This window comes from Enterobacter sp. CPE_E863, assembly GCF_046521465.1.
GTDB classification, from domain to species: domain Bacteria; phylum Pseudomonadota; class Gammaproteobacteria; order Enterobacterales; family Enterobacteriaceae; genus Enterobacter; species Enterobacter adelaidei.
This window is the reverse complement of record NZ_JBKFZX010000001.1, coordinates 61,429-75,195: the sequence shown is the minus strand read 5'-3', so window position 1 is coordinate 75,195 and position 13,767 is coordinate 61,429. Positions and strand designations below refer to the sequence as shown.

The window sequence follows — 13,767 nt, the reverse complement described above, 5'->3', positions numbered from 1 at the left end:
TTTGAAGAAAGAAAGGACAGGAACTATTGAGAACCGTTGAACATCCCGGAGGATCAGTGAGCCGAAGCCCAACAACAGCCAAAAAATAAGCTGTTCTTTATTAGAGCCACCCTTACGTAGGTAAGAGGAAAAACCTGCCCTTCCAAATATACTAATAACAACTTACCTAAGCTACCGTCAACCCGATTTTTCATTATTATTAGCCTATTGCTGCCGATTTCACCCTAAAAAATTGTTGCAAGCCCCATTTCGGGCAAAACTGCTATTCGTAGCATGGCATAGACCTCCTTGTTACATATATCGTGTGTTATGTATAAGACACCTTAACTCAGTTTTTGCACGCAAGAATGGCCGCTATACTTTGAGCAATTAAGTATAGGGTCTGTTTTCGTTGTACTTAAGGGTGTAGTTACTCGAAAACAATATTTTATAAAAACCTTGAAAATCAAACAACTTATAGCGATACTCAACATTCAGATCCAATCGAGTAACACCTTCCGGATGGCGTCGGATGGCGTCATCCATTATTATTTCTAATCCGTTACATGCCGGGATTTCTCATCTCACCACCATTCATAAGCCATTTACGGTAAGGCTTGATAATATTTTATATGGCAAACTGAATCGCCTTAGAAAATCTCAATCGTGATCTTGCGCACAAATCGCTAACCTCCCCACGTTCACTCCGGAGGTTATATGTTGCTTCACATTCTCTATATTATTGGTATCACCGCAGAGGCCATGACTGGCGCACTCGCCGCCGGACGTCGCCGGATGGACACCTTCGGTGTGATCATTATCGCCACTGCTACCGCATTGGGCGGCGGTTCTGTACGCGATATCCTGCTTGGTCATTACCCACTCGGTTGGGTTAAACACCCCGAGTATGTGATTATCGTGGCGACAGCCGCAGTATTAACCACCATTGTTGCCCCCGTTATGCCTCATCTGCGCCGCTTGTTCCTGGTGCTTGATGCACTGGGGCTGATCGTCTTTTCGATCATCGGAGCACAAATCGCGCTCGATATGGGTGAAGGACCTGTTATTGCCACCATTGCCGCGGTGATCACGGGCGTATTCGGAGGTGTACTGCGCGATATGTTCTGCAAACGCATTCCTCTGGTCTTTCAAAAAGAGCTGTATGCCGGCATATCCTTCGCAGCAGCAGTGCTGTATATCGCCCTGCAACATTACGTGTCGAACCATGATGTGGTGGTCATCTCCACGCTGCTGTTCGGCTTTACAGCGCGCATGCTGGCGCTGCGGCTGAAGCTTGGACTGCCTGTTTTTCACTACAAACACAGCGCTCATTGATGTCAAAATCCCTTGATGTGCTGCTCCGCTAGCCACTTTGCCAGCACATCTACCTGAGGCGCGTGCATCCAGTTAACGATTTGCCGCGCTTTCTCCTCTCCCGTCCCCGGCAAGGACTGCCAGTCCTTTTCATTACGCGCGCTCATCTTCTGCCAGGACATGTCCCCCATCGCCTTCAGCGAGGCCTGTGTCAGCGGCACACCCAACGCCATAAGCCAGCGAATAAAAGGTTGCTCACGCACCAGATTAAAGCGATGCCAGAGCGCTAACCCACGCGCAGCGGAAAACCCCGGCGTAGACTGCAGCTGCGACTGAGTTAATAACAGCCATGAAAAGAGATGTTCAAAATGATGTGCTTGCCAGAGTGCCCGCCATCCTGATTCTCCTAAACCTTCAATGTTGAATACCTGCTTTGAGCTGAGCCACGTCAACCGCGCAAAGAATTGTTCCATACACTCCGGTGAAGCATAAAAACAGCTCATTGAATGATAACGCGAGGGCGGAGGGAGTGGTTTTTGTCGGTCCGTTCCTCGCCAGACCACCTTATCAAACCGGGGGATACCCTGACCGGCCAGGCTAACCTGTATCTGATCGCCCGGGGCAATATCCAGACTCTGCCAACGACCGACCGATCCCAGGCTCACTCGCTGCACCTGTTTATCATCCAGTAGCACCGGTTCCAGCGCTGCTACAACGGAAATTTTGCCCGTTCGCCCCACGGTAAAACGAATATCACTGACCTCTGTTACCTGTGTTGCAGGGGAATATTTCCACGCGACAACCCAGTTACCTTCCCCGGGCAACCAGTTTTCACCCTGGGGAGAATCTGCGGATCGCACTACAATGCCATCCGTAGCAAAGGGTAATGCCGTGTTTTGCCACGTTGAACGCTGTTTATCGACGCCTTCTACAGTCTCAACTGGCAAGGTATAGCGCGCCGTCAGAGGAAACCCTGCACTGGTAAGTTCAGACAACATGCTTTGCATATCTTTGGGTCCATCCGGCCAGGCCCAGATAAATATCCCTGTCTGTTTCAGAAGCGCGTTGTCCTTTTGCCGCATCATCGCACCCGCCACTTTTGCGCGTGCATTCAATCCCCCCATCTGTCGTTGAATGTGGTTTTCGCGCAACCAAAAAAGCTCCCCTTGCAGGACACTGTTTGCCAGCGCACCCGACACGTCTTGAGGGACTGACGGGATCAAACGCACTTGTGCAGTCCAGTCCTCACCTTTAAGGCCATTACCACGACTGATGGCCTGAATTAACTTTCCGTCACGATAGACCAGCGTCACCGCCACGCCATCGACTTTTGGCTGCATCCAGAGATTGTGCCGGGCATGCATCCACGTGCGAAGCGCCTCTTTACTGGCCACTTTATGGACCCCGGTATGGGCGACAGGATGTTTGATATTTCCCGTCAGGGCAGGAATGGCGGCATCCAGTGATTCACTGCCAAAACAGTGCTGCCACTGTTTTAACCGGCCGCTAAGCTGGTCGTATACCTCGTCATTGACCTCGCTAACGCCCTGTTTCCAGTAGGCATCATCCCAGCGTTTGATTTGCGCACTTAAGGACGCAATTTCTTTCTCTGCTTTTGCCTGTGACCACACCGGACACACAGCAACCCCATAACCACACCACAACAGCATTAACCCGCTTATCCATTGCCACATCTCAACCCTCCTTTGTGTTGCAGGAGGTATACCCGGATGCCTGACACAACGCTAACGTCAACGTTTCACAATGCGAGACGCTGTCCGGTATTTCTTTTGGTTGCAGAAAACCACAGATAAAACCTGAAAACGGCACGCAAAATTCAATATTCGAGGGGAAAAAGTGTGACAAAGACTACGTCACAGAGCGGTGACGTGTATAATAAGCCCGTATGTAGGACTTCTTCGCTAACACATACAAAAGACTCTCATGGCTCAAGGCACGCTTTATATTGTTTCTGCCCCAAGTGGCGCGGGTAAATCCAGCCTTATTCAGGCACTGTTAAAAACCCAACCGTTGTACGACACACAGGTTTCTGTTTCTCACACCACGCGAGCGCCGCGTCCGGGTGAAGTACACGGTGAACACTATTTCTTTGTGAATCACGACGAATTCAGAGCGATGATTGGCAGAGACGCGTTTCTTGAACACGCAGAAGTGTTCGGTAACTATTACGGCACCTCGCGTGAAACCATTGAGCAAGTTCTGGCAACTGGCGTAAATGTGTTCCTGGATATCGACTGGCAGGGCGCACAGCAGATTCGCAAGAAGATGCCTGACTCACGCAGCATCTTTATTTTACCGCCATCGAAAGATGAGTTGGATCGCCGCCTGCGCGGTCGTGGCCAGGACAGCGAAGAAGTGATCGCAAAGCGTATGGAACAGGCAGTTGCAGAAATGAGCCATTACGCGGAATATGATTACCTTATTGTGAATGATGATTTTGATGCCGCGCTGAGCGATCTCAAAACCATTCTTCGCGCAGAACGTCTGCGTATGAGCCGCCAGAAGCAGCGACATGACGCATTAATCACCAAACTGTTGGCAGACTGAACCCACTTTCAGTATCATGCCCAGTCATTTCTTCACCTGTGGAGCATTTTAAGTATGGCACGCGTAACTGTTCAGGACGCTGTAGAGAAAATTGGTAACCGTTTTGACCTGGTGCTGGTCGCCGCGCGTCGCGCTCGTCAGATGCAGGTAGGCGGTAAAGATCCGCTGGTACCGGAAGAAAACGATAAAACTACCGTTATTGCACTTCGCGAAATCGAAGAAGGTCTGATTAACAACCAGATCCTCGACGTGCGCGAGCGCCAGGAGCAGCAAGAGCAGGAAGCCGCAGAACTGCAGGCCGTAACCGCTATTGCTGAAGGTCGTCGTTAATTAAACCTGCGGGTCGCCCTTGTATCTGTTTGAAAGCCTGAATCAACTGATTCAAACCTACCTGCCTGAAGACCAGATTAAGCGTCTTCAGCAGGCGTATCTCGTTGCACGTGACGCTCACGAGGGCCAGACACGTTCAAGCGGTGAACCCTATATCACGCACCCGGTAGCGGTAGCCTGTATTCTGGCCGAGATGAAACTCGACTACGAAACACTGATGGCCGCTCTGCTGCACGACGTGATTGAAGATACCCCTGCCACTTACCAGGACATGGAACAGCTGTTTGGCAAAAGCGTTGCCGAACTGGTGGAAGGGGTCTCTAAGCTTGATAAGCTGAATTTCCGCGACAAGAAAGAGGCGCAAGCCGAAAACTTCCGCAAGATGATTATGGCGATGGTGCAGGACATCCGCGTCATTCTTATCAAACTCGCTGACCGTACCCACAACATGCGCACGCTGGGCTCACTTCGCCCGGATAAACGTCGCCGCATTGCCCGTGAAACCCTCGAAATCTACAGTCCACTGGCGCATCGTTTAGGTATCCATCACATTAAAACCGAGCTGGAAGAGCTGGGTTTTGAAGCGTTGTACCCGAACCGCTATCGTGTGATTAAAGAGGTGGTGAAAGCCGCACGCGGTAACCGTAAAGAGATGATTCAAAAGATCCTCTCGGAAATCGAAGGGCGTTTACAGGAAGCGGGAATTCCGTGCCGCGTCAGCGGTCGTGAAAAACATCTGTACTCCATTTACTGCAAAATGGTGCTCAAAGAGCAGCGTTTTCACTCGATCATGGATATCTACGCGTTCCGCGTGATCGTCCACGACGCCGACACGTGCTATCGCGTGCTGGGGCAGATGCACAGCCTGTATAAACCGCGTCCGGGTCGCATGAAAGATTACATCGCCATTCCAAAAGCGAACGGCTATCAATCTTTGCACACCTCGATGATCGGGCCACACGGCGTGCCGGTTGAAGTGCAAATTCGCACCGAAGATATGGACCAGATGGCAGAGATGGGTGTTGCCGCACACTGGGCGTATAAAGAGCACGGTGGCGAAAGCAGTACCACCGCACAAATCCGCGCACAACGCTGGATGCAGAGCCTGCTGGAACTTCAGCAGAGTGCGGGCAGCTCGTTTGAATTTATCGAGAGCGTTAAATCCGATCTCTTCCCGGATGAGATTTACGTTTTCACCCCAGAAGGCCGTATTGTCGAACTGCCTGCGGGCGCAACGCCGGTCGACTTCGCTTACGCCGTGCATACCGATATTGGTCATGCCTGCGTGGGTGCACGCGTCGACAGACAGCCTTACCCGCTGTCTCAGCCGCTCTCCAGTGGCCAGACGGTGGAAATTATTACCGCACCGGGCGCACGTCCGAACGCGGCCTGGCTGAACTTTGTCGTGAGTTCTAAAGCACGCGCCAAAATCCGTCAGTTACTGAAAAACCTCAAGCGCGATGATTCGGTCAGTCTGGGACGTCGTCTGCTCAACCACGCGTTGGGCGGCAGCCGTAAGCTGGCTGAAATCCCGCAAGAGAACATTCAGCGTGAGCTGGAGCGCATGAAACTCGCCTCGCTTGATGACCTGCTGGCAGAGATCGGCCTCGGTAACGCCATGAGTGTAGTGGTAGCGAAAAATCTGCAACAGGGGGATGCCTCCGTTGCGCAGCCCGCTACGCAAAGCCACGGTCATTTGCCTATCAAAGGCGCAGACGGCGTGCTTATCACTTTCGCAAAATGCTGCCGTCCAATCCCTGGCGACCCGATTATTGCGCACGTCAGCCCGGGCAAAGGGCTGGTTATCCACCACGAATCCTGTCGTAACATTCGCGGCTACCAGAAAGAAGCCGAGAAGTTTATGGCGGTCGAGTGGGATAAAGAGACCGCACAGGAATTTATCACCGAAATTAAGGTGGATATGTTCAACCACCAGGGTGCCCTGGCGAACCTGACGGCAGCGATCAACACGGCCTCTTCCAACATTCAGAGTCTGAATACGGAAGAAAAAGATGGCCGCGTATACAGCGCCTTTATTCGTCTGACCGCCCGCGACCGCGTGCACCTGGCGAACATTATGCGCAAGATCCGCGTCATGCCGGACGTGATTAAAGTCACCCGAAACAGAAACTAGTTTTATGAATGCACAACGTTATGCACGTATCTGCGAGATGCTCGCCAGGCGTCAGCCAGACCTGACGGTCTGCATGGAGCAGGTCCATAAGCCCCATAACGTTTCTGCCATTGTCCGTACTGCAGACGCCGTCGGCGTGCATGAAGTGCACGCTGTCTGGCCGGGCTCCCGCATGCGTACCATGGTATCTGCCGCTGCAGGCAGTAACAGCTGGGTTTCTGTCAAACACCACCAGACCATAGGCGAAGCCGTAACCCACCTGAAAGGGCGCGGTATGCAGGTACTTGCCACTAACCTGTCCGCTAAAGCCGTAGATTTCCGCGAGATCGACTACACCCGTCCGACCTGTATTTTGATGGGTCAGGAGAAAACCGGTATCACTCAGGAAGCACTGGATCTGGCGGATCGGGACATTATCATTCCGATGATCGGTATGGTTCAGTCCCTCAATGTTTCTGTGGCCTCCGCGCTTATTCTTTATGAAGCGCAGCGCCAGCGTCAGAATGCCGGAATGTACAAACGCAGCAACAGTATGCTGCCGGAAGATGAACAGCAGCGCCTGCTGTTTGAAGGGGGTTATCCGGTGCTGGCTCGCGTTGCGAAACAGAAAAAATTGCCTTACCCCCACGTCAACGCGCAGGGCGAAATTGAAGCCGATGGCGAGTGGTGGGCCACCATGCAGTACGCCGGGTAACCGATGAAAGGCCGCCTGCTGGATGCCATCCCGCTCAATAGCCTGACGGGCGTGGGCGCGGCGCAAAGCAATAAGCTGGCTAAAATCGGCCTGCACACCGTGCAGGATCTCCTGCTCCACCTCCCCCTGCGTTACGAAGACCGCACCCAGCTGTACAAAATTGGCGATTTGCTGCCTGCCATTTATGCCACCGTTGAAGGCGAAGTCCTGAACTGCAATATCACCTTCGGCGGACGTCGGATGATGACCTGTCAGATCAGCGACGGCACCGGCATTCTCACCATGCGCTTTTTCAACTTCAACGCGGCAATGAAAAACAGCCTGGCGACAGGTCGCAGAGTGCTGGCCTATGGCGAAGCCAAACGCGGAAAATACGGCGCAGAGATGATCCACCCGGAGTACCGCGTACAGGGCGATCTCAGCACACCGGAGCTGCAGGAAACACTTACCCCGGTTTATCCGACAACCGAAGGCATCAAGCAGGCGACGTTGCGAAAGCTCACCGATCAGGCGCTGGAGCTGCTAGATACCTGCGCCATTACCGAGCTGCTGCCGCCAGAGCTGGCGCAGGGCATGATGAGCCTGCCCGAAGCGCTGCGTACTCTTCACCGCCCGCCGCCAACGCTGCAGCTCAGCGATTTAGAAAGCGGCAAACACCCCGCCCAACGGCGTCTTATCCTTGAGGAATTACTGGCGCATAACCTGAGCATGCTGGCGCTCCGCGCCGGCGCGCAGCGTTTCCACGCCCAGCCCTTAAGCCCGCGTGATGAGCTCAAAGATAAACTGCTGGCCTCGCTGCCGTTTAAACCCACCGGTGCACAGGCGCGCGTCACCGCCGAGATCGAACGCGATATGGCGCTTGATGTGCCGATGATGCGCCTGGTGCAGGGTGATGTAGGCTCCGGTAAAACGCTGGTCGCCGCCCTGGCCGCCCTGCGCGCCATTGCTCACGGCAAACAGGTGGCACTGATGGCACCGACGGAACTGCTGGCCGAACAGCACGCCAACAATTTCCGCGCCTGGTTTGCGCCGCTGGGCATTGAAGTGGGCTGGCTTGCCGGGAAGCAAAAAGGCAAAGCCCGCCTTGCCCAACAGGACGCAATTGCCAGCGGCCAGGTACAAATGATTGTTGGCACACATGCCATCTTCCAGGAACAGGTTCAGTTTAACGGCCTGGCGCTGGTGATTATCGACGAGCAGCACCGCTTTGGTGTGCATCAGCGTCTGGCACTGTGGGAGAAAGGTTTGCAGCAGGGTTTCCACCCGCATCAGCTGATCATGACCGCGACGCCGATCCCCCGCACCCTGGCAATGACCGCCTACGCCGATCTGGATACCTCCACCATCGACGAGTTGCCGCCGGGTCGTACACCGGTTACAACGGTCGCCATTCCTGACACGCGTCGCAGCGATATCATCGACCGCGTGCGCAACGCCTGCACGCATGAAGGGCGTCAGGCCTACTGGGTGTGTACGCTAATTGAAGAGTCCGAGCTGCTGGAAGCGCAGGCTGCAGAAGCGACGTGGGAAGAACTGAAACTGGCACTGCCAGAGTTGAAGGTGGGTCTGGTTCACGGACGTATGAAGCCCGCCGAAAAGCAGGCGGTGATGCAGTCGTTTAAACAGGGCGATTTACACCTGCTGATCGCCACCACGGTGATCGAGGTCGGCGTGGACGTCCCGAATTCCAGCCTGATGATCATCGAAAACCCGGAGCGCCTGGGGCTTGCCCAACTCCACCAGCTGCGCGGACGTGTTGGCCGTGGTGCGGTAGCGTCCCACTGCGTACTGCTCTATAAAGCCCCGCTCTCGAAAACCGCCCAGATGCGTTTGCAGGTGCTGCGCGACAGCAACGACGGCTTTGTTATTGCGCAAAAAGACCTTGAGATACGTGGCCCGGGAGAACTTTTGGGCACGCGGCAGACGGGGAATGCTGAATTCAAAGTGGCGGATTTGTTGCGCGATCAGGCGATGATCCCCGAAGTTCAACGCCTGGCCCGCCATATTCATGAACGCTACCCCGAACAGGCGGCAGCGTTAATAGAGCGCTGGATGCCGGAAACCGAACGTTATTCCAACGCCTGATCTCAGGCAAACATCGGCAGCATCAGATACAGCTTAATCACCAACGCGTTGACGATATCTATAAAGAACGCACCGACCATCGGTACCACCAGAAACGCCATATGCGATGGGCCAAAGCGTTCAGTGATCGCCTGCATGTTGGCAATCGCCGTTGGGGTTGCCCCCAGACCAAACCCGCAATGACCCGCTGCCAGCACCGCCGCATCGTAGTTCTTGCCCATCATGCGCCAGGTAACAAACATCGCGTACAACGCCATAAACAGTGCCTGCACCGCCAGAATGGCCACCATCGGCAGCGCCAGCGAGGCCAGCTCCCACAGTTTGAGGCTCATCAGCGCCATTGCGAGGAACAGCGACAGACAGACGTTGCCCAGCACTGAAACCGCACGTTCGAACACACGATAAAAACCCATCAGCGCCAGACCGTTGCTCAGGATCACCCCGATAAACAGCACGCAGACAAACGTCGGCAGTTCGAACGGGGAACCTGCCAGCCATTGCGCAACCACTTTCCCCACCGTCAGGCAGATAGCAATCATCGCGATGGTCTCAATCAGCACCAGTGAAGTAATGCTGCGCCCAACATCCGGTTTTTCGAATGCAGTCGGCACCAGCTCATCGTCCGGCCTGCCGTCCGGCGTGGTGGAGTGCTTCACCAGATAACGCGCCACCGGGCCACCAATCAATCCACCCAGCACCAGGCCAAAGGTCGCACAGGCCATCGCCACTTCAGTTGCGTTTTCAAAGCCATAGCGCTCGATAAACAGCTTGCTCCACGCCGCGCCGGTACCGTGTCCACCAGACAATGTAATTGACCCGGCCAGCAACCCCATCAGCGGATCCAGCCCCAGCAACGTCGCCATTCCGATGCCGATAGCGTTTTGCATCAGCAGCAACCCAACCACCACAATCAGAAATACGCCGAGTACTTTACCCCCTGCCCGCAGGCTCGCGAGGTTGGCATTCAGGCCGATGGTGGCAAAAAAGGCCAGCATCAGCGGGTCTTTCAGGGACATATCAAAATCAATTTCCCAGCCCATGCTCTTTTTCAGCACCAGCAGGGCCAGCGCTACCAGCAGGCCACCGGCGACAGGTTCGGGAATGGTGTATTTCTTCAGAAGGGAAACGCTATGCACCAGCTTACGGCCAAGCAGTAAGACCAGCGTTGCGGCAACAAGGGTCGACAACGTATCGAGATGAATCATAGAAGGCTCCTGTATTGCGCGTGTTCCATACACACGCGGCGTTATCCTGGGCCGGTTTGCGCTCTTCATGAGCCACCGGCGCAAAAAGTGTAATTTTTTTCCCGATACGTTGTAGAAAACCTGCTCAAAGCGGCAGATTTTCTTCCTTTTTTTTGCTGGCAATCGTTTGCTTTTACCAGATGGTCAGATAAAATGCCCGCTTTTCCACCGTGGGATTGCCGCCGATGTCCGTTAACACCATAGAGTCGCCTGATGCGCAACCGATTGCGCAGAAGCAAAATAGCGAACTGATTTACCGCCTTGAAGACCGCCCGCCGCTGCCGCAAACGCTTTTCGCCGCCTGCCAGCATCTTCTGGCGATGTTTGTTGCGGTGATCACCCCGGCGCTGCTGATCTGCCAGGCGCTCGGTTTACCGGCTCAGGACACTCAGCACATCATCAGCATGTCTCTCTTTGCCTCTGGCGTGGCCTCGATTATTCAAATTAAAGCGTGGGGTCCGGTGGGGTCGGGTTTATTGTCGATTCAGGGCACCAGTTTTAACTTCGTGGCGCCACTGATCATGGGTGGTACAGCGCTGAAAACCGGCGGTGCGGATGTGCCGACGATGATGGCAGCGCTGTTCGGCACGCTGATGCTGGCAAGCTGCACTGAAATGGTCATCTCCCGCGTTCTGCATCTGGCTCGCCGCGTCATCACCCCGCTGGTGTCTGGCGTCGTCGTGATGATTATCGGCCTGTCGCTGATCCAGGTGGGCCTCACCTCCATCGGCGGCGGCTATGCCGCAATGAGCGACCACACCTTCGGCGCGCCGAAAAACCTGCTGCTGGCGGGTGTCGTGCTGGCGATCATTATTCTGCTTAACCGTCAGCGCAACCCGTATCTGCGCGTCGCCTCGCTGGTGATTGCCATGGCGGCGGGTTATCTGCTGGCGTGGGCGCTGGGCATGCTGCCAGAGAACACCGCGCCGACCAACAGCGCGCTGATCACCGTTCCAACACCACTCTACTACGGCCTGGGCATTGACTGGGGCCTGCTCCTGCCGCTGATGCTGGTCTTTATGATCACCTCTCTGGAGACCATCGGCGATATCACTGCCACGTCAGACGTCTCCGAGCAGCCGGTTTCCGGCCCGCTGTACATGAAGCGCCTGAAAGGCGGCGTGCTGGCGAACGGCCTGAACTCGTTTGTCTCTGCGGTATTCAATACCTTCCCGAACTCCTGCTTCGGCCAGAACAACGGCGTGATCCAGTTGACTGGCGTTGCCAGCCGCTACGTCGGTTTTGTGGTGGCGCTGATGCTGATTGTCCTCGGTCTGTTCCCGGCGGTAAGCGGCTTTGTGCAGCACATTCCTGAGCCGGTACTGGGCGGCGCAACGCTGGTGATGTTTGGCACAATTGCCGCTTCCGGCGTACGTATCGTTTCCCGCGAACCGCTGAACCGCCGTGCGATTATGATTATCGCGCTGTCGCTGGCCGTGGGTCTGGGTGTGTCTCAGCAGCCGCTGATCCTGCAGTTTGCCCCGGACTGGGTGAAAAACCTGCTCTCTTCCGGCATTGCCGCGGGCGGTATCACCGCTATCGTTCTGAACCTCGTATTCCCGCCTGAGAAAAATTGATCTCTCTCACGGCAGGCAGTCAATGCCTGCCGTGACATCTTATTACACCATTCCCGCCTTGAGGATTGCGCATAAATCGTGCATAACTCCTTTATGTGCGTTTTGCGGGATGGAAGACCATGAAATTTATTGGAAAGCTACTCGTCTATCTTCTGGTAGCCGTGCTGATTGTGGTTCTGGCGCTCTATATCCTGCTCCAGACCCGCTGGGGTGCGAGTCAGGTCAGCAACTGGGTGACGGTAAATACCGACTACGAGCTCAGTTTCGACAAGATGAATCACCGCTTTTCGTCGCCTTCCCACATCATTCTGGAAAACGTCACCTTTGGCCGGGATGGCAAACCCGCCACGCTGGTTGCCAAAAAAGTCGATATTGGCCTCAGTAGCCGACAGGTTACCGATCCGCTGCATATGGACACCATCTCCCTGTTCGATGGCACGCTGAACCTTTCTCCTCAGACTGCGCCGCTGCCCTTCCAGGCAGACCGTCTGCAACTGAACAACATGGCCTTTAACAGCCCCAATACGGAGTGGGATTTAAGTGCCCAGAAAGTCACGGGGGGCGTCAGCCCATGGCAACCAGAAGCAGGCAACGTGCTGGGTAAAAATGCGCAGATCCAGATGAGCGCAGGATCGCTCACCCTGAACGGCGTGCCGGCCACCAACGTGTTGATCGAGGGTCAGTTGAACGGCAAGGAAGTGGTGTTGAACACCATCGGTGCCGATATGGCCCGCGGTTCACTCACCGGCTCCGCCCTGCGTAACGCCGACGGAAGCTGGATCATCGACACCCTGCGTCTGAACGAGATCCGTCTGCAGAGCGATAAAACGCTGATGGATTTCTTCGCACCGCTGACCACCATCCCCTCTCTGCAGATTGGCCGCCTGGAAGTGACCGACGCCCGCCTGCAGGGCCCGGACTGGGCAGTTACTGATCTTGATTTAAGCCTGCGCAACCTGACGCTGAGTAAAGGCGACTGGCAGAGCCAGGAAGGGCGTTTATCCATGAACGCCAGCGAATTCATCTACGGTTCGCTGCATCTGTTTGACCCAATCCTGAATGCGGAATTCTCTCCGCAGGGCGTGGCGTTGCGCCAGCTAACCTCCCGCTGGGAAGGCGGCATGGTGCGCACCTCTGGCAACTGGCAGCGCGACGGCAAAGCGCTGATGCTGGACGATGTCGCCATCGCCGGGCTGGAGTATACCCTGCCGCAGAACTGGAAAACGCTGTGGATGGAGCCTCTGCCGGAATGGCTGAACAGCGTGACGCTGCAAAAATTCGGTCTGAGCCGCAACCTGGTGATCGACATCGATCCTGCCTTCCCGTGGCAGATCACCTCTCTGGATGGCTATGGCGCAAACCTGCAGCTGGTGAAAGATCGCCAGTGGGGCGTCTGGGGCGGCAGCGCAACCCTGAATGGCGCGGCGGCAACCTTTAACCGCGTGGATGTGCGTCGTCCGTCACTGGCACTGAATGCTAACGCTGCCACGGTGAATATTACTGACCTGAGCGCGTTTACTGAGAAAGGCATTCTGGAAGCCACGGCGACTGTTTCACAACTGCCCCAACGGCAAACCACTGTTAGCCTGAACGGGCGCGGTGTGCCGCTGAACGTGATCGAGCACTGGGGTTGGCCAGCGCTGCCGATTGCGGGTGACGGCAATATTCAGCTCACCGCCAGCGGCAGCGTGCAGGACAAAGCCCCGCTGAAGCCAACCGTTAACGGGAAACTGAATGCAGTGAATATGGATAAGCAGCAGGTCGAGCAGACAATGACGGGCGGTGTGGTTTCAACACCGGTGCAATAACCAAGCCGGGTGGCGGCTGCGAGGTTTTGTTCCC

General features: G+C 55.2%; 10 protein-coding genes. 8 read left to right on the top strand and 2 right to left on the bottom strand.

Annotated elements, in window-relative coordinates:
- The first annotated feature begins 696 nt into the window (after window positions 1–696).
- Window positions 697–1,314: a trimeric intracellular cation channel family protein gene (locus ACLHV8_RS00380; protein WP_028017845.1), complete on the top strand. Its 618-nt coding sequence runs from the start codon at window positions 697–699 to the stop codon at window positions 1,312–1,314.
- A 2-nt stretch (window positions 1,315–1,316) separates the two neighbouring features.
- Here the strand turns inward: ACLHV8_RS00380 and ligB are convergent, their stop codons facing one another.
- Window positions 1,317–2,987, bottom strand: a complete 1,671-nt coding sequence (gene ligB / locus ACLHV8_RS00375; RefSeq protein WP_208595157.1) for an NAD-dependent DNA ligase LigB — start codon at window positions 2,985–2,987, stop codon at window positions 1,317–1,319.
- A gap of 250 nt (window positions 2,988–3,237) precedes the next feature.
- Here ligB and gmk point away from each other — a divergent pair, with 250 nt between their 5' ends.
- From gmk to recG, 5 genes are read left to right on the top strand one after another with little or no spacing between them, the layout of a single operon-like run.
- Complete coding sequence (gene gmk, locus ACLHV8_RS00370; protein WP_028017843.1) at window positions 3,238–3,861, top strand: guanylate kinase; 624 nt, start codon at window positions 3,238–3,240, stop codon at window positions 3,859–3,861.
- A gap of 54 nt (window positions 3,862–3,915) precedes the next feature.
- Entirely contained in the window at window positions 3,916–4,191 is a 276-nt protein-coding gene (gene rpoZ, locus ACLHV8_RS00365; RefSeq protein WP_000135058.1) for a DNA-directed RNA polymerase subunit omega, read from the top strand.
- 19 nt (window positions 4,192–4,210) lie between these two features.
- Window positions 4,211–6,325: a bifunctional GTP diphosphokinase/guanosine-3',5'-bis pyrophosphate 3'-pyrophosphohydrolase gene (spoT, locus tag ACLHV8_RS00360; RefSeq protein WP_049006997.1), complete on the top strand. Its 2,115-nt coding sequence runs from the start codon at window positions 4,211–4,213 to the stop codon at window positions 6,323–6,325.
- A gap of 4 nt (window positions 6,326–6,329) precedes the next feature.
- Complete coding sequence (gene trmH / locus ACLHV8_RS00355) at window positions 6,330–7,019, top strand: tRNA (guanosine(18)-2'-O)-methyltransferase TrmH (RefSeq protein WP_049006999.1); 690 nt, start codon at window positions 6,330–6,332, stop codon at window positions 7,017–7,019.
- 3 nt (window positions 7,020–7,022) lie between these two features.
- On the top strand, window positions 7,023–9,104 hold the full coding sequence (gene recG / locus ACLHV8_RS00350) for an ATP-dependent DNA helicase RecG (RefSeq protein WP_049007000.1): 2,082 nt from the start codon (window positions 7,023–7,025) through the stop codon (window positions 9,102–9,104).
- Window positions 9,105–9,106: 2 nt separating this feature from the next.
- On the opposite strand, the gene gltS is transcribed toward recG, so the two are convergent.
- Window positions 9,107–10,309, bottom strand: a complete 1,203-nt coding sequence (gltS, locus tag ACLHV8_RS00345; RefSeq protein ID WP_049007001.1) for a sodium/glutamate symporter — start codon at window positions 10,307–10,309, stop codon at window positions 9,107–9,109.
- A 224-nt stretch (window positions 10,310–10,533) separates the two neighbouring features.
- Between gltS and xanP the strand changes: the two genes are divergently transcribed.
- Entirely contained in the window at window positions 10,534–11,925 is a 1,392-nt protein-coding gene (gene xanP, locus ACLHV8_RS00340) for a xanthine/proton symporter XanP (RefSeq protein WP_014881972.1), read from the top strand.
- A gap of 119 nt (window positions 11,926–12,044) precedes the next feature.
- Window positions 12,045–13,733, top strand: a complete 1,689-nt coding sequence (locus ACLHV8_RS00335) for an AsmA family protein (protein WP_049007002.1) — start codon at window positions 12,045–12,047, stop codon at window positions 13,731–13,733.
- Window positions 13,734–13,767: the final 34 nt, after the last annotated feature.

Bases quoted from the DNA above. Each gene is read 5' to 3' on its own strand.
- gmk (WP_028017843.1), top strand. From the start codon at position 3,238: ATGGCTCAAGGCACGCTTTATATTGTTTCTGCCCCAAGTGGCGCGGGT.
- ACLHV8_RS00335 (WP_049007002.1), top strand. From the start codon at position 12,045: ATGAAATTTATTGGAAAGCTACTCGTCTATCTTCTGGTAGCCGTGCTG.
- recG (WP_049007000.1), top strand. From the start codon at position 7,023: ATGAAAGGCCGCCTGCTGGATGCCATCCCGCTCAATAGCCTGACGGGC.
- xanP (WP_014881972.1), top strand. From the start codon at position 10,534: ATGTCCGTTAACACCATAGAGTCGCCTGATGCGCAACCGATTGCGCAG.
- rpoZ (WP_000135058.1), top strand. From the start codon at position 3,916: ATGGCACGCGTAACTGTTCAGGACGCTGTAGAGAAAATTGGTAACCGT.
- ligB (WP_208595157.1), bottom strand. From the start codon at position 2,987: ATGTGGCAATGGATAAGCGGGTTAATGCTGTTGTGGTGTGGTTATGGG.
- ACLHV8_RS00380 (WP_028017845.1), top strand. From the start codon at position 697: ATGTTGCTTCACATTCTCTATATTATTGGTATCACCGCAGAGGCCATG.
- trmH (WP_049006999.1), top strand. From the start codon at position 6,330: ATGAATGCACAACGTTATGCACGTATCTGCGAGATGCTCGCCAGGCGT.
- gltS (WP_049007001.1), bottom strand. From the start codon at position 10,309: ATGATTCATCTCGATACGTTGTCGACCCTTGTTGCCGCAACGCTGGTC.